At 41.3% G+C, this 15,825-nt stretch carries 15 protein-coding genes and 1 tRNA gene; 12 read left to right on the top strand and 4 right to left on the bottom strand.

Annotated elements, in window-relative coordinates; genetic code table 11:
* Window positions 1–9: 9 nt before the first annotated feature.
* From dph5 to MBUR_RS04980, 5 genes are all read left to right on the top strand, one after another.
* Window positions 10–813, top strand: a complete 804-nt coding sequence (gene dph5, locus MBUR_RS05000; RefSeq protein ID WP_011499061.1) for a diphthine synthase — start codon at window positions 10–12, stop codon at window positions 811–813.
* Window positions 814–913: 100 nt separating this feature from the next.
* Window positions 914–2,587, top strand: coding sequence for a helicase HerA domain-containing protein (locus tag MBUR_RS04995; RefSeq protein ID WP_011499060.1), 1,674 nt, complete (start codon window positions 914–916; stop codon window positions 2,585–2,587).
* Window positions 2,588–2,635: 48 nt separating this feature from the next.
* Window positions 2,636–2,917, top strand: a complete 282-nt coding sequence (locus MBUR_RS04990) for a DUF357 domain-containing protein (RefSeq protein WP_011499059.1) — start codon at window positions 2,636–2,638, stop codon at window positions 2,915–2,917.
* A gap of 76 nt (window positions 2,918–2,993) precedes the next feature.
* A complete protein-coding gene (locus MBUR_RS04985) occupies window positions 2,994–3,338 on the top strand; it encodes a DUF555 domain-containing protein (RefSeq protein WP_011499058.1) in 345 nt (114 codons plus the stop codon).
* Between the two features lie 13 nt (window positions 3,339–3,351).
* Window positions 3,352–4,254 (top strand): carbohydrate kinase family protein, encoded by a 903-nt coding sequence (locus tag MBUR_RS04980; RefSeq protein WP_011499057.1) that lies wholly within the window; start codon window positions 3,352–3,354, stop codon window positions 4,252–4,254.
* 187 nt (window positions 4,255–4,441) lie between these two features.
* Here the strand turns inward: MBUR_RS04980 and ppdK are convergent, their stop codons facing one another.
* Window positions 4,442–7,096 (bottom strand): pyruvate, phosphate dikinase, encoded by a 2,655-nt coding sequence (gene ppdK, locus MBUR_RS04975; protein WP_011499056.1) that lies wholly within the window; start codon window positions 7,094–7,096, stop codon window positions 4,442–4,444.
* Window positions 7,097–7,423: 327 nt separating this feature from the next.
* Window positions 7,424–8,548, bottom strand: coding sequence for an IS256-like element ISMbu6 family transposase (locus MBUR_RS04970; RefSeq protein ID WP_011498484.1), 1,125 nt, complete (start codon window positions 8,546–8,548; stop codon window positions 7,424–7,426).
* Window positions 8,549–8,907: 359 nt separating this feature from the next.
* Here MBUR_RS04970 and MBUR_RS04965 point away from each other — a divergent pair, with 359 nt between their 5' ends.
* The 7 genes from MBUR_RS04965 (at window position 8,908) to MBUR_RS13420 (ending at window position 12,751) form a co-directional block, all read left to right on the top strand.
* Window positions 8,908–9,168 carry an H/ACA ribonucleoprotein complex subunit GAR1 gene (locus MBUR_RS04965; protein WP_048063252.1) on the top strand — a complete coding sequence of 87 codons (261 nt, stop codon included), beginning with the start codon at window positions 8,908–8,910 and terminating at the stop codon, window positions 9,166–9,168.
* 69 nt (window positions 9,169–9,237) lie between these two features.
* A complete protein-coding gene (locus tag MBUR_RS04960) occupies window positions 9,238–10,251 on the top strand; it encodes a transcription initiation factor IIB (RefSeq protein ID WP_011499054.1) in 1,014 nt (337 codons plus the stop codon).
* A gap of 100 nt (window positions 10,252–10,351) precedes the next feature.
* Entirely contained in the window at window positions 10,352–10,963 is a 612-nt protein-coding gene (locus MBUR_RS04955; protein ID WP_198003800.1) for a LysE family transporter, read from the top strand.
* A complete protein-coding gene (locus MBUR_RS04950; protein ID WP_332244245.1) occupies window positions 10,956–11,984 on the top strand; it encodes a class I SAM-dependent methyltransferase in 1,029 nt (342 codons plus the stop codon). Before MBUR_RS04955 ends, MBUR_RS04950 begins: the two co-directional genes overlap by 8 nt.
* 52 nt (window positions 11,985–12,036) lie before the next feature.
* Window positions 12,037–12,108, top strand: a tRNA-Thr gene (locus MBUR_RS04945).
* A 283-nt stretch (window positions 12,109–12,391) separates the two neighbouring features.
* A complete protein-coding gene (locus MBUR_RS13795) occupies window positions 12,392–12,556 on the top strand; it encodes a hypothetical protein (RefSeq protein ID WP_157196649.1) in 165 nt (54 codons plus the stop codon).
* Window positions 12,557–12,583: 27 nt separating this feature from the next.
* Window positions 12,584–12,751 (top strand): tyrosine-type recombinase/integrase, encoded by a 168-nt coding sequence (locus tag MBUR_RS13420; RefSeq protein ID WP_083754945.1) that lies wholly within the window; start codon window positions 12,584–12,586, stop codon window positions 12,749–12,751.
* Between the two features lie 344 nt (window positions 12,752–13,095).
* Here MBUR_RS13420 and MBUR_RS04940 read toward each other — a convergent pair whose 3' ends face one another.
* Complete coding sequence (locus MBUR_RS04940) at window positions 13,096–13,782, bottom strand: peroxiredoxin (RefSeq protein ID WP_011499051.1); 687 nt, start codon at window positions 13,780–13,782, stop codon at window positions 13,096–13,098.
* Window positions 13,783–14,128: 346 nt separating this feature from the next.
* A complete protein-coding gene (locus MBUR_RS04935) occupies window positions 14,129–15,820 on the bottom strand; it encodes a sensor histidine kinase (protein WP_011499050.1) in 1,692 nt (563 codons plus the stop codon).
* Window positions 15,821–15,825: the final 5 nt, after the last annotated feature.

The following is a 15,825-nucleotide window of genomic DNA, read 5'->3' as shown; positions in this document are numbered from 1 at the left end:
TTACCATATATGCTTGATTTTGTAGGACTTGGTCTGTTCGATGAAAAGGACATTTCGTTAAAAGGTCTTGAAAAGATACACAACGCTGACAAGGTCTATGTTGAGTTCTATACTTCCATTCTAATGGGGACTGATCTTGAAAAGATGGAAATGCTCTATAAAAAGAAGATCACCGTGCTCTCAAGGGAAGATGTGGAACAACATGCTGAGGACTGGTTGGTTGATGCGAAAGACAGTAATGTCGTTTTTTTGACAGGCGGAGATACCATGGTTTCCACAACACATGTGGACCTGCGTCTGAGGGCAGCGGATATGGGTATCAAGACGACCCTTATACACGGAGCTTCCATCGCATCTGCAATATGCGGGCTTTCCGGCCTCCAGAACTACCGTTTTGGCAAATCCGTTACCATACCACATCCTTATGTTAGCAATCGTGGGGTAAGGGTGGTATCTCAGACTCCTTATGACACTATTAAGAATAATATCGAAGCGGGACTTCATACGGCTGTTTTCCTTGACATCGACAAGGACAAAGGCTATATGACCGTCAATCAGGCAATGGAGATACTGCTTGAGGTCGAGGGCAAACTTGGTGAAGGCGTTATGGTCGATCGTCTCGCCGTGGGTATTGCTCGTGCTGGTTCACCATCTCCTGTGGTGAAAGCAGACTATATTGAAGCTCTCAGGGACTATTATTTAGGGGGACCGCTTCATATCGTTGTGATCCCGGCAGAGTTGCATTTTGTCGAGGCAGAAGCACTTGTAAAGCTTGCTGGCGCGCCTGAAGGGATCCTTGAGAATATTGATTGATGTTCTATCACTTTCTCCTTTTTAATTTTATCAATATCCGGCTGTCCATAAAGCACAATAGATATAAATCGTAAGCACCTTTTTCCGTGAGAGAGTGACAATGCACGGTTCAGTAGGAATTATTTCAGGAGAGACCGGTTCGTTTGGTTTTAACTTCCTTATTTCAGATAGTACTGCTGTTAATCGAGGGGAATATGTAAAGGCATGGCACGAGTCGGATGGCTGGGTGCTTTGTCAGGTGTTATCCATCAAAAGGTCAAGTGATGTAGCCAATAACAAACATTCTTTCGATGAGGCAAAAAAGGTCTTCGATGAACTGAAAAAGGAAAGTAAGACCAACAAAAGGTCAGATCGTATAGTTGCAGAGGCTACGGTTATAGGAAGTCGTGACCCATCCGGTCTTCTTAGGTCCCCTAAGACCCCGTTCAGCCCTGGAGATGATATTTTCCCGGCAGACAATGACCTTATAAGCTCAGCATTAGGTCTTTCAGGCAATGAGATGTACATCGGCATGCTGGATGGTACGGACATTCCTGTTCATCTTAGTGTGAACAGCCTTGTACAGAAACATGTCAGTATACTTGCAAAGACCGGTAGTGGTAAATCATATACTGCTGCTGTACTGCTCGAGGAACTGCTTGATCGTAAGGTTCCTCTTCTGATAATCGATCCTCATAGTGAATATGCTTCAATGAAGGATGCCTCTCCGAAAAATGATGGTTTTAAGAAATTTGGCATATCCCCTAAGGGCTATGGTTCTAATGTTACTATCTATACTCCTGCTAACAAAGTGATAAATCCTAATGCTGATGAGCTTTTCAGACTGAATGGTAACAATCTGACGGCAAAGGACCTGACTGCGATCTTTCCTGATAACTTCACGGCAACTCATATTGGTATTCTCTATGAGGCCATACAGAAACTGCGGGCTGAGATGGAAACCTATACGCTTGATGATATTATCTTCGAGGTCGGGAACAATGAGAGCAAGGCCCGCTGGAATGTTATGGGTGTACTAGAGGATATTCGTGATTCTGATATTCTTTCTTCTTCTCCTACTGAGCTTACTGAGCTTATGCACAATGGTAAAGCATCGGTCATCGATTTTAAGGGTGTGCCTCCGGAACTTCAGAGCATGATAGTTGCACGTCTTTGCAGTGCGCTTTTCGAGGCACGTAAGATGAACGCTATCCCTCCGGGTATGCTTGTGGTGGAAGAAGCCCACAATTTCGCACCGGAAAGAGGATTTAGCAAGACTGCAAGTTCCGAGGTGTTGCGTACTATTGCATCGGAAGGAAGAAAGTTCGGTCTTGGGATGATGGTGATATCTCAGCGTCCGGCAAGGATAGACAAGAACGTCCTCTCACAATGTGGTACGCAGATTATTATGAAGGTCACTAATCCAAACGACCTAAAATCCATTAGTAAGGGTCTGGAAGGTGTCAATTCTTTCGTGGAGGACGAACTTATGCGATTGCCACCAGGTGTCGCTATGTTGGTCAGTAACGATATTGAAAGACCGGTCCTTGTGGACATCAGGGTAAGAAAGTCAAAGCATGGCGGTGAATCTGTGAATGTCTTGAAGAGCTCGAAAAAGACACCTTTTGAACCTGTTAAACGTGCTTCTAAAAAAGCAATTCCTCCTTCTCCGAAGCCTGCATCTGTGGAGCAGAAAGTTTCCTCGAACACTCCACCTCCTAAAAGGACACCTACCAAAGATGTGGGGAAAGAAGGCGGTGGTCTTTTCAAGAAGATATTTGGTTCGGAAAAGTGATGTCTCAACGGATGGGTTTATAAAGGCAGTACTTATAGTGGTGTAATTGTGGCAGCAGATCTGAACGAAAAGGTCGAAAGGTATGAACGGCTATTGAGTGAAGCTCTTGCTAAAGCCGATATAAGCCCTATCGAGAATTCACATATGCGTACGGTGGCTGAGGATTACAAGAATATGGCCCGCTCCTATTATGAGGATGGTATCCATTTTATCAGGTCTGAAGATCCAGTGAATGCGCTTATATGTTTCAGTTATGGCCATGCGTGGTTGGATGCAGGTGCACGTTTGGGCGTGTTTGATGTTGATGATGCTGTGTTGTTCACAATATGATGATAGTTCAATAATTTTATTTTAAATAGAAAACAATGAATGTTTTAAATATAGAGTATTTGGAGAGAATCAAACGATGACAAATTATCATGTTACACTTGAAGCGGCTTGGTTGGTAAGAGATGTAGAAACAGCGGATGATGCCATTGGGGTAGCTATCTCAGAAGCTGGAAAAAGATTGAACCCTAAAAAGCTTGATTTTGTAGAGGTTGATGTAGGTACTACTTACTGTCCTGCCTGCAGTGAGCCATTTGGTAGTGTTTTCATTGCAGCTAATACAGCGCTCGTTGGTCTCGTTCTTGAGATGAAGGTGTTCGATGCTGAAAGTGATGAACATGCTTCAAGGATTGCGAAATCAGTTATTGGAAAGGCACTTACTGATGTACCTTTGAACGTTGTGGATGTTGAAGAGTTCGATTGAGTGGAGTTTGAAGATGTCTGATTCCATCTCTGTTGTGGGCCACGCAGCGATAGACTTTCTTTTTGATGTGGAAGGTATTTCAGGTCCCAATGAATCAAATCCTATTGTGGACTATCAGCGTTTTTATGGTGGTGGGGCGGCTAATATCGTTGCAGCTATCTCTATCCTTGGGGGAAGATCCCAACTGATCTCTGCTGTGGGTGATGATTTCTCAACATCTGGCTATGAGAGCTACCTTGAGTCTTTAGGTGTCGATCTTTCACTGCTTTTCAGGCTTAAAGGTGAAAAAGGAACGGCAGCATATGTTTTTACTGATCCTTTTCATAATCAGTCCACTTACTTTTATTGGGGTGCTTCTGCAAAACTGAAAGAGCTGGAACCCCCTGAGGTGGATTTTGTCCATTTAGCTACTTCTGAGTCTAATTTCAATGCAAAGATCGCGAAAAAAGCGAAGTTCGTGTCTTTTGATCCGGGACAGGACCTTGTGACCTATACAAGGGAGAATCTTGAAATTGTTCTTGAGAACACTGATATTCTTTTCACTAACAAGTATGAGATAAAGCGGGTATGTGAGATGACCGAAAGCACTTTTGAGGATATCAGGGCGCAAATCGATGTTGTCGTTGTCACTTATGATGCTGATGGTAGCAAGATATTCACTGCGGATGCCGAACATGAGATTCCTATAGTTCCTGTAAACGCACTCGATCCTACAGGTGCAGGAGATGCTTATCGTGCGGGTTTCCTTGTATCTTACAGGCGCGGTTATCCTCTGGATTCATGTGGCAGGGTAGGTGCAACGGTTGCTTCCTTTGCAGTAGGGTCAGTTGGGTGTCAGACCGATCTTCCGACATGGGATGATATGGTTGTCAGGTACGAAAGTCATTTTGGAGCATTTCCATCTTTGGATGGTTAAGTTCATTTCAGTATCTTTTTTTCAACAGATTGTTGTTTTTCTGAACATAGGGTTATTTTTTAATACAGTTATTTTTTAAAAACTGTCTAGTATAAGTCCACGTTATCCTATGACCAAAGTTGAATTGATCCGATATAATAAAAAGTTAACAATATCGTACATTTTAACACGATATTGTCAATGTTGTTTATTGTTTGTTCTCAAGGACTGCGTGTGCAGCTGCAAGCCTTGCAATAGGCACACGGAATGGTGAACAACTGACATAGTCCAGTCCGACGTTGTGTCCGAACTTCACGGATTTTGGTTCTCCGCCGTGTTCTCCACAGATTCCTATCTTGATGTCCGGTCTTGTTGCCCGTCCTTTTTCGATTCCTATCTTCACAAGCTGACCGACACCATCCTGGTCGAGCACTGCGAATGGGTCATCTTCAAGGATACCGCTTTCAAGGTAGAATGGCAAGAACTTACCTGCATCATCTCTGCTGAATCCGAAGGTCGTCTGTGTCAGATCGTTAGTCCCGAAGGAGAAGAACTCTGCTTCCTTTGCTATCTGGTCAGCGGTTAGGACTGCTCTTGGCAGTTCTATCATGGTACCTACCATATAGTCGAGCTTAATTCCCATTTCTTCCATCACAGATTCAAAAATAGAAGTGATGTGTTTCTTGACGAACTCAAGCTCCTTTACATGGCTTACAAGAGGTATCATTATCTCAGGTACTATCTTCATACCATCCTTTGAGAGCTCGCATGCAGCTTCGATGATAGCCTGTGCCTGCATTTCATATATCTCGGGATATGTGATACCAAGGCGGCATCCCCTGTGTCCGAGCATTGGGTTTATCTCTTTCAGATATTCGATACGTTCACCTATCTTCTTTACCCTATCCATTTCTTCCTGTGATGCATCAGAAGATTCGAGCTCCCAGAGTTTTTCCATGACCTCTTCATGGTTTGGCAGGAACTCGTGGAGTGGTGGGTCGAGTAACCTGATAGTTACCGGGAATCCTTCCATTGCTTTGAAAATACCGATAAAGTCCTCTCTCTGCATTGGCAGGAGCTTCTTAAGAGCCAACTTTCGGGATTCGATATCCTCTGCCATTATCATCTCACGTACAGCAGGGATTCTGTCCTCTCCGAAGAACATGTGCTCTGTTCTGCACAATCCAATTCCCTCTGCACCGAAGTCACGTGCGACCTCTGCATCATGAGGCGTGTCAGCATTTGTCCTTACTTTAAGGGTGCGTACTTCGTCAGCCCATGTGAGTATGGTCTCAAGTTCGTCTGTAACTCCTGGGAGGATAAGGTCGACCTTTCCTAAAATGACATTTCCTGTGGAGCCGTCAATGGAGATAATGTCGCCTTCTTTGACGGTGTAATCACCGACATTGAATACTTTCTCTTTAATATCGATGGTTATCTCACCGCATCCCGCAACACATGGTTTCCCCATGCCTCTTGCGACCACTGCAGCGTGTGATGTCATTCCACCTCGAACTGTCAGGATACCTTCAGAGGCGTTCATGCCACCGATATCTTCAGGGGATGTCTCTGCACGTACAAGGATGGTCTTTTCACCATTTTTTGCCATCTCTTCAGCATGTTCGGCTGTGAACACTACCTCTCCGACAGCTGCTCCTGGCGATGCGGGAAGTCCTGTTGCCATTACTTCATATGCTGAGGTTGGGTCGATGTTCGGATGCAGAAGCCTGTCGATCTGTTCAGGCTCGACCCTTAAGAGTGCGGTATGTTTATCGATAAGCCCTTCTTCGACCATTTCAGTAGCTATTTTAATAGCTGCTGCTGCTGTTCTCTTTCCGGTCCTTGTCTGAAGCATGAAAAGCTTGCCTTTCTCGATAGTGAACTCGATATCCTGCATGTCTTTGAAGTGATCTTCCAGTTTCATGTAAATATCAACGAGCTGGTCATAGACCTTAGGCATAGTGTTCTTGAGAGCTTTGATCGGTTGTGGTGTTCTGATGCCGGCAACCACATCTTCGCCCTGTGCGTTGATGAGGTATTCACCGAAGAATCTCTTCTCACCTGTAGCGGGATCTCTTGTGAACGCAACTCCTGTTCCGGAGGTTTCACCCATGTTACCATAGACCATGCTTTGTACATTGACCGCGGTTCCCCATTCTCCTGGGATGCCGTTCAGTTTTCTGTATGTTTTAGCACGCTGGTTGTTCCATGAGCCGAACACCGCATCGATGGCCATCTGGAGTTGTTCCCTTGCATTTTGAGGGAACTCCTTTCCGGCCTCATCTTTGATGATCGTCTTGAACTTCTCAACGAGTTCCTTAAGATCTTCCACTTCAAGGTCGTTGTCCTGTTTTACATTTTTGTCTTTCTTCATTGCAGAAAGCGTGGACTCGAACTTTTCATGGTCGATATCAAGCACAACGTTAGCAAACATCGTGAGGAATCGTCTATAACTGTCATAAGCGAATCGTTCGTTTCCGGTCTTAGCAGCAAGTCCGACCACCGAATCATCGTTAAGGCCAAGGTTGAGGACCGTGTCCATCATTCCCGGCATAGATACACGGGCACCTGATCGTACTGAAAGGAGAAGTGGGTTCTTTAAGTCCCCAAAATTCTTCTTTGTTGTACTTTCAAGTTGTTTGATAGCGTTATCGATATGCTCTTCAAAGCCTGGGGGGTACTGCCCGTTCTTAAGATAGAGCGTACAGACCTCCGTTGTGATCGTAAAGCCAACTGGTACTGGAATTCCCAGATTTGACATTTCTGCGAGGTTGGCTCCTTTGCCCCCAAGCAGGTCTTTCATACTGTTTTTGCCTTCAGTTTCGTTGTTTCCGAAAATGTACACAAATTTATTATCTGCCACTAAGTTTTCCTCCCACTGGAAGATATTTGATTAAGGGTTTGGATAGCGTTTAATGCTTGCAATTATTATGTCATTTGAATGAAATTCTTTTTATTGCCCGAAGTTATTCGGACATGAATCTCATTGACACATCTAGACGACATTGCCGTTTATTGTGTGATTATTCTTAAGTGTTGTCGTTGATATCATCGGTTTACTGTGTTTGCGTGATATGTGTGGATAAAAACATCTGAAATTTATCCTTAAAATCCAAATTATTTGCATTTTCAGGACAGTGTTCGGTAGTGTCCCTTAATTGCTGTAACTTTATCCTGTACCCCTCTATGCTTAGTCTTCCATCGTTAAATATCTATTTCCCGTAATCCAATTTTCATTTTGATCGATCAATACTGCAATCACTAATCTCATCAATGATTCATCATTTGGAAACGCTCCAACAACTTTCGATCTTCTTTTGACCTCTTTATTCAATCTTTCAATCATATTTGTTGTCTTTATCCGTTTCCAATGTTCCTTTGGAAATGCTTGATAATTGGTCAATCCATGCTGAAATCTCTCAATTGTTTCTGCTGCTTTCTCAAATCCAGGTCTATCCCATTCAACCATCAATCCCAAGAGTTTTGTTTGATCATCCTGTACTTCTTTAAATGATTCCATCGCTTCCTTGTGATGTTTTCTTGGTAATTTCTTTAAAATGAGTCTTTCCAAATGTACTATACACATTTGCCAACTTGCTCCTAAGAATTGCCTTTCAACAGCTCTTTGGATACCCTTATGCCCATCTGAAATGACTAGTTCTACCCCTCTTAATCCTCTTTCTTTCAGATCGGTAAACATTTCCTCCCAAAACATAGCCTCTTCACTGTCAGCAATCTTAACACCTAATATCTCACGATATCCATCATTCTTTACACCTGCAACAATAAACACTGCTTTGTTTACATATCGTACTCGATCTCTAACTTTTAGATAAGTAGCATCAACATAAAGATACTTAATTTCATGCTCAATAGGCTTGTTCATAAATCCATGAACAGTTTTGTCAAGATCTTGAGCAATCCTTGAAACACGTGATCTTGAGATACTTTCCACTCCTAATTGTGAAATTATTTTTTCAACTTTTCTTGTTGAAACACCTTGAACATATGATTCAACAATGGCATTTTCGATTGCTTTTTCAGTTCGAGAGTATCTTTCAAATACTTGGGTCGTGAACGGAAAGTCTCTTAGTTGTGGTTTTTTGAGTGTAAGTTCTCCATGTCTTGTTGTCAGTGACCTATCACGATACCCATTCCTATGAGCTGTTCTTGTTATGCTTCGTTCGTGCTTTCCTGCACCAGATTGTTCTATTGCTTCCTGTTCCATAACTTCGTTTAAGAAGTATGTTATGAGGGGTTTCAAGGAAACGTTGCTGTCGTTAAGATAATCTGATATTAAATCGTATAATTCCATTGTCCTGTTCCTTTTTGTTGTTGTAAACCTAACAAAGGTACAGGACTAATTATAATTTACAGCAATTTAGTGACGCTATCCAGTGTTCTTAGCAAAATATCTCTTGTACGAAAATTTATACATATAATGGGGATTACATTCAATTGTTTGTAATTGATGCATTCTTTGTTTATCTTACTTTGATCGTGTTTGTTCTTGCAAAGATGTGGTAGTTAGGGCATGGTTTTCAAAAAAATTATGATGCTTATCTTTTTATGAACTGAAATTGGATTATTAAAGAGATTGCGAAAACTATTTATATTAGGTAGTATATGTATATATATCACCTAATTAATTTATATATTAATGGTAAGAAGCATATGAAACGACTTGGAACTGTTGTGCAGACCGTTGCACATAATGGGTTACTTGTGAGAGGGGAAAACATTGGACCGGATACGCCTTTAAATAACCTTCCACGTATCAATTTATTCGTTGTGGATAAATCTGTCAGACGTATAGGTAAGGTCAATGGTGTTATCGGCTCTGTTAATTCTCCTTATATTAGTATAAAGGTCATGGGTGATATCAGCCCGTCAGATCTTCGAAAGTATCTAAATGAAAAGGTGTATGTGAAATAAATCATATTGCAGTTTGACACAAGTGATTGATAATTAATATTTTTTTGGTAAAATCGAGGCAATGATAAAATGGTGGAAGTTGAAAGAGTAAGACATTCTGATACTTCAGAGAGAGAGAAGATACGTGCTATGATCAAGGCACGTAAGGAGAAAGAAAAGACTACAGAGGTCGAGAACAAGGTGGTCGAGTGTCCGGAATGTGGCAGTCGTAGCCTTGAACAAGACTATGAGCGCGCTGAATTGGTCTGTGCTGACTGTGGTCTTGTAGTGGATGCTGAATTCGTTGATGAAGGTCCTGAGTGGCGTGCTTTTGACCATGATCAGCGTATGAAGCGTTCTCGTGTTGGTGCACCTATGACCTACACGATCCACGACAAAGGTCTCTCTACTATGATCGACTGGAGGAATCGGGATTCTTATGGTAAATCAATTTCTTCCAAGAACCGTGCACAACTCTATAGGTTGAGAAAGTGGCAGCGTAGAATTAGAGTAAGCAATGCTACTGAAAGGAACCTCGCTTTTGCACTATCCGAACTTGACCGTATGGCATCTGCATTAGGTCTTCCACGTACTGTTCGTGAGACCGCCGCAGTTGTTTACAGAAAAGCAGTTGACAAGAACCTTATCCGTGGCAGGAGTATCGAAGGTGTTGCAGCAGCTGCGCTTTATGCAGCATGTCGCCAGTGCAGTGTACCTCGTACTCTTGATGAGATCGGAGAGGTTTCAAGGGTAAGCAGGAAAGAGATCGGAAGGACATACCGTTTCATCTCCCGTGAGCTTTCGCTTAAACTTATGCCAACTTCCCCTATAGATTATGTTCCAAGGTTCTGCTCAGGTCTGAACCTTAAAGGTGAAGTGCAGTCAAGAGGTGTGGAGATCCTTCGTCAGGCATCTGAGAAAGAGCTTACTAGTGGCCGTGGTCCAACAGGTGTGGCTGCAGCAGCTATCTATATCGCTTCCATTTTGTGTGGAGAGCGCAGAACGCAGCGTGAGGTTGCAGATGTTGCCGGAGTTACCGAGGTTACTATCCGTAACAGATATAAGGAACTAGCAGAAGAATTGGACATTGAGATAATTCTCTGATATTGTTTTACAGAAACTGCAAAGGTGCTGGTGTGGCCTTTGTAGTTTTATTTTTTTCTATGTCGTTTTGCTTATATAGGACCATTGTATCTCTATGCTCATGCTAGAACTTTTCAAGATGCTTTCCATTGGTTTTATTGTAGGACTTACTGGTGCTCTTGTACCAGGGCCTATGCTTTTCGTGACCATTGATGGAACTCTTAAAAAAGGCTGGAGGGCAGGACCTGAGGTATTTCTTGGACACGCTATAATTGAAACTGTGGTGCTCGTTCTCATTCTTTTCGGACTTACCGCTCTTATCGGTGAGTCGGAGATGGCATTTATTTCAGTAGCCGGTGGTCTGGCATTGGTAGTTTTTGGTGTAATGACCATCATGGGTGCACGAAAAACCTCTTATGATCCAAAGACACAGGATAAGGTGCAATCGAACTCACTGGTTGCCGGAATTGTCACATCTGCATCAAATCCTTATTTCTGGATATGGTGGTTGGCGGCAGGGAGTGCTCTTGTCCTTGAAAGTTATAAAATTGGAATGGTTGCGGTGTTATTCTTTATCATTGGTCACTGGCTCGCAGACCTTGGCTGGTTCACTGCCGTGTCGCTTTCTTTTAGCAGGGGGCGAGGAATGTTCTCTCAAAGGGCCTACAAACAAATTCTTGTAGCATGCGGGATATTCCTGATACTGTTCGGTGGCTGGTTCGCTATTGCATGATACGTTAATCGTAGGAGATATGGCTTTGAAACATCCGTGTATTTTGATCCCGAAGAATAAAGGTGAACCTGCTAGAAAGGTAATTCTTGAGCTTGACTTGCTCGATAAGGGTCTGAAGATCGTTTCCGTGGATACTGATATCTTTCTTCCACTTTTCAGGAAGCTCTCATCTGAGGAGATGGCACTCTTGCCGGAAGATGCACGACAGGACGAGCGAGAGTTTGAGTCCCATGACAAGTTCCTGACGCTTGAGGACATTCTTGGTTTTACTCCTTCCTATGAGGTGGTGGGTGATATTGCTCTTATCGAAGCTGATGAACCTGCTGCTGAAAATATCGGTAAGGCTCTTCTGGAGGTCCATCACCACGTTAAGACCGTTCTTGGCGCAGCCTCAGCAGTTGAAGGTGAGTTCCGAACCCGTAGGTTCACAGTGATAGCCGGAGATGGCCGTACTGATACTGTACACAAGGACCATGGCTGCAATTATCATGTAGATCTTTCGCGTGCGTATTTTACTCCTCGTCTTTCAACAGAACGCCAGCGCATTGTTTCACAGATAAATGGTGAGGATGTGGTGGTGGACATGTTCGCAGGCGTTGGGCCTTATAGCATCCCTATTGCAAAAAAGTGTAAGATGGTGATCGCTATGGATAAGAATCCGGATGCAATTCATTTTTTGAAAGAGAACGTAATTCTTAATTCGGTTGATAATATCGAGGTCATTGAAGGTGATGCCAATGAGATCGTAAGGAACTACGAAGGCATGGGTGACCATGTGATAATGAACCTCCCTCATAGTGCTGATGCTTTTCTTGATGCTGCTGTTTTTGTTACTGCTTCAGGAGGTGTTATCCACTATTATGGAATGACCCACGAAGATGACCTCTATGATGGTTCTATCAAGCTGATCTCTAATGCTGCTGAGAAAGCAGAACGCATTATAGAAGTTCTGGAATGCAGGACTGTGAGATCTTATGCCCCACATCAGTATAATGTGTGTATCGAGGTCCGTGTTAGCTGATCTGGGCGAAATGGTTATATCGTTAAATCCTTATTATGTGTAAGTTCAGTACGCCGTCGTGGCTTAGCGGTATAGCGGCTGATTCGTAATCAGCAGGCCGGGGGTTCAAATCCCCCCGACGGCTTTAAATCGGTGATTCAAGGTAGCACCTGTCTTGTCAGGAACAGGACAGGTGTTAAAAATGTCTTTATACGAAAAAAATAGCATTTAATGTCTATGGAAGCACGCATCAAAAATGCGTCTTATTCTGGAATGACAAATAACTCATTTTTAGTTATGAATCTGAACTTTTTGTAAGGAACCTTTCTGCAATTCGTGTTCTCAAGTATCTGGGTCAGCTACATCGAGTTCGGAATTAGCTTGGTGTTAATTTTCAAGAAGCAACTGAACAGGATATAAAAAATCGTGTGAGTCTGATTCAAAGAAGAGATGATCTGGTAGCTCCGACAAAAAACGACTACAAAAGAAGTATTAGGCAGTTCTGCCAGTGGTTGTATCAAGATGAAGACTTCTCTCTTGTGAATTGGATCGATGTCAGGCAAAATATTGGTAATTCAATACTTCCTAAGTAATCAATGACAGAAGATTAAGTAACAAAAATGATTGTTTCTGCTACTAATCTATGCGATAAGGCATTCATTGCAACCCTCTATGAAACTGGTGCAAGGATAGGTGAAATGGATTCACTCCAGATTAAGAATATCAGGTTTGATGATCTTGGTGCAGTTTTGATGGTAAATAGGAAAACGGGAATGAGGAGGGTTTGAGTTATTCCTTGTGCGCCTTCTCTTTCTTCTCGGCTCAATATGCATCCAAATAAAAATGAGCCTGATTTTCCTTTGTGGGTTGGAGTTGGTGCATGAGGATATGGTAAACAGCTTAAGTATGCAACATATAGGCAGATTGTAAAAAGAGCTGCTAGGCGAGCTGGGATTAAATAAAGAATTTACCTTAACCTATGTCGTCATTCTAGGTGTACTGAGCTAGCTAAACATCTCACTGAAGCTCAATTAGAGGGGTATAGGATAAAGTTACAGCAATTAAGGGACACTAAAAAAAGAACTGAAGCCATTAATAAATAATGGCTATGTAGTTTTAAATTTAGTTTAATTCAGGAATCTTTTCTGAGACACATAAACCAGTCCAGACAATATTTGCCTTCTTCTTCTGATTCAACTCTTTCTTTTGCAGCTCCACATGATCCAGGTGGTGGGATTATAACATCATCACCAGGATTCCAATTTGCAGGCGTTGCAATATTTTCTTTATCTGATTTTTGCATTGCAATAATCATCCTTTTGATCTCATCCATGTTCCTTCCATTTGATAATGGATAGTAGAGTATTGCCCTTACCTTTGCTTCTGGATCCATAATGAATACTGCTCTAACTGCCTGATTATCAGAAGCGTTTGGCTGAACCATCCCAAACATTTTAGCAACTTCCATTTTGATATCTGCAATTACAGGGAATAAAACTTCAACATTCTTCATACCCTTGTACTCAATCTTCTCTTTTATTGTCCTTAACCAGGCAATATGTGCATATTTACTATCAATGGACAAACCTATTAGTTCAGTATTAAGTTCACGGAAGTCTTCTTGCATACTTGCAAATGTCATGAATTCTGTGGTGCATACAGGCGTAAAGTCTGCAGGATGACTGAATAATATTACCCACTTTCCTTTGTAATCTTCTGGGAAACTAATCTCTCCCATAGTTGTATCGACTTTAAACGTCGGTGCAATATCGCCTATTAGTGGCATGGTAATTCGTTCTGTATTTTCGGTTTCGCTCATTGTTGATTAACTCCAGTTTGGATAAGGAATATATTAAAAATTCAGATATTCCTATAAATAACTTATCGATATAATTAACGATGTTAACACTCGCACTAATTTCATTCACTACGTAATAATAAATTATCAACACATGACTTTTAGGGATAGATAACGGAAAAATAAACTTTTGTAATATTGGTATAAGTATAAAAACAAAGTTACCTGTTTCCCCTTCATTAGTAAGGTTACATACAAAGAAAAATATGGTAACGGTGTTATGTAGGTTACATGCACAAACATGTTCCTCACATTCATTAAAATAAGTACTTTATATTTGGTTTGTGGGTAATAATCACTTATACCATTACATTTTGTATAGTTGAATCGATGGTAATTCTATTACAAAAGTAGCACCTTTTGGTTCATTATCTTTCACATATATGGTACCTTGATACCTTTCAATGGTTTTTTTGACAATATAAAGACCAAGACCAGTATTACCAGAATCACCATACTTGAATCCTTCATCAAATATTTGTGTTTTTATCTTTTCAGGTATCCCAACTCCATTATCTTTAATGTTGATAATGCAATTGGCTTTATTGTCTTCAATAATAATTTGAACATTGTCTGCCTTGCCATGAATCTGTGCATTCCTTACAATATTTTCAATAGTTGAGGGAAAAGCACTGTCTGCCATTATTAGTGCATTGCCTTCAATATTACTAAGAATATCGAAATGGGCACATGTACTTTCAATTATATTGTGGACATGGTATGGCAGAAGGCCTTGTTCATCTGAGAAGAGATGTTCTTCCATATCTTTGATGTTCCTGATGGTCTCTACACTTCTATATGCAGACTGCTGTGCCATTTCGAGGAATCGTTCCTCTTTTCTAAGATTATATAATTCAATCCCATTTATTTCGACGTTAAGGTTATTTGCAATATCATGTCTTAAGATCTTGATCATTACCTTCAACGTATCGGTAAGGTCATGTTGCTGTTTTTGAGATTCCATAAGTTCCTCATATCTCCGAATGTTTGATACAACAAGGGATGATGCCTTCGAAATAAGAATAGCTGTATTCAGGTATTCGGTTATATTCTGGGGATAAGATACTTTTTGAACTTCAATGATTCCCATAACCTCAGTTTTATCATTAATTTTTAGGATGAATCCATCCAGATTATCATAAATCAAATACTTTTTGTCAGTTTCCAATAACTCTCTGTTTCGATCTGTATCAATATCAGAATTTGTAGATATTTGTGATTGAACAACTCCATTCTTCAATGAAATATAACTGACTTTCTCTGGTGCAAACAGGACATAATATAGTTGTGTTATTTTCTCTACAACGTCTTTTTCAGTATTAAGCTCCGCAAGTTCCTTTATGATCTCAATAGACATAGAACTAGATGCGTTCCTTTCATTTGACTCTTTTAAACTTTCAGTTTTGCTAATGCAATCATGTTCATGAACAATATTCTCGAGTCGCATCTTAATAAGGTCGATATCCACTAATAGTGTCCTGAACGGCTTTCCAGTTATTTCTGAGAGCTTCTCTATGTTGCTAGAACTGCCTTCGTAAAATCCAGTTTCAAGATAAAGGATAGAGGTGTATGATATCTCAATATATTTTCTGATTCTTTCCTTCTCCAGTTCGTCATTTTCTGCATGTAAGAGGAGTTTCTCAAGCCATCCCGATGAGATGATGAATTCATCTTTATGTTCTTCCAGTTCTCTAACACTTAACATCAGTTCATATAAACTTTCCATCCCATGTGTATGAAGTATTCCTTTGCATTCTGGGGACTTTATGATCGGAGGACATTCAGAACCATGTATCAGTAAAGCCCTGTAGAAACATTCAGAGCTCTCAAGTGATTGTTGGATTGAACCACAGTTCACACAATCACAATTTTGTTCAAGCAGATCAGTGAAAGGTATCGAGATCACATTGACATTTTTAAAAAGAGCATTGCTATCTACAATGTACTCTGTCTCTCGAATTATACCCTCGGGAACAAGTAAACACATCTTGTCTATCAATCGTT

This window comes from Methanococcoides burtonii DSM 6242, assembly GCF_000013725.1.
Taxonomy (GTDB): domain Archaea; phylum Halobacteriota; class Methanosarcinia; order Methanosarcinales; family Methanosarcinaceae; genus Methanococcoides; species Methanococcoides burtonii.
The sequence above is the reverse complement of the archived record's forward strand: the minus strand, read 5'-3'. Positions and strand labels throughout refer to the sequence as shown.

Coding starts and splice junctions, on each gene's coding strand:
- MBUR_RS04960 (WP_011499054.1), top strand. CDS start 9,238: ATGGTGGAAGTTGAAAGAGTAAGACATTCTGATACTTCAGAGAGAGAG.
- MBUR_RS04980 (WP_011499057.1), top strand. CDS start 3,352: ATGTCTGATTCCATCTCTGTTGTGGGCCACGCAGCGATAGACTTTCTT.
- MBUR_RS04970 (WP_011498484.1), bottom strand. CDS start 8,548: ATGGAATTATACGATTTAATATCAGATTATCTTAACGACAGCAACGTT.
- MBUR_RS04985 (WP_011499058.1), top strand. CDS start 2,994: ATGACAAATTATCATGTTACACTTGAAGCGGCTTGGTTGGTAAGAGAT.
- MBUR_RS04955 (WP_198003800.1), top strand. CDS start 10,352: ATGCTAGAACTTTTCAAGATGCTTTCCATTGGTTTTATTGTAGGACTT.
- dph5 (WP_011499061.1), top strand. CDS start 10: ATGCTTGATTTTGTAGGACTTGGTCTGTTCGATGAAAAGGACATTTCG.
- MBUR_RS04940 (WP_011499051.1), bottom strand. CDS start 13,782: ATGAGCGAAACCGAAAATACAGAACGAATTACCATGCCACTAATAGGC.
- MBUR_RS13420 (WP_083754945.1), top strand. CDS start 12,584: ATGATTGTTTCTGCTACTAATCTATGCGATAAGGCATTCATTGCAACC.
- MBUR_RS04995 (WP_011499060.1), top strand. CDS start 914: ATGCACGGTTCAGTAGGAATTATTTCAGGAGAGACCGGTTCGTTTGGT.
- MBUR_RS04965 (WP_048063252.1), top strand. CDS start 8,908: ATGAAACGACTTGGAACTGTTGTGCAGACCGTTGCACATAATGGGTTA.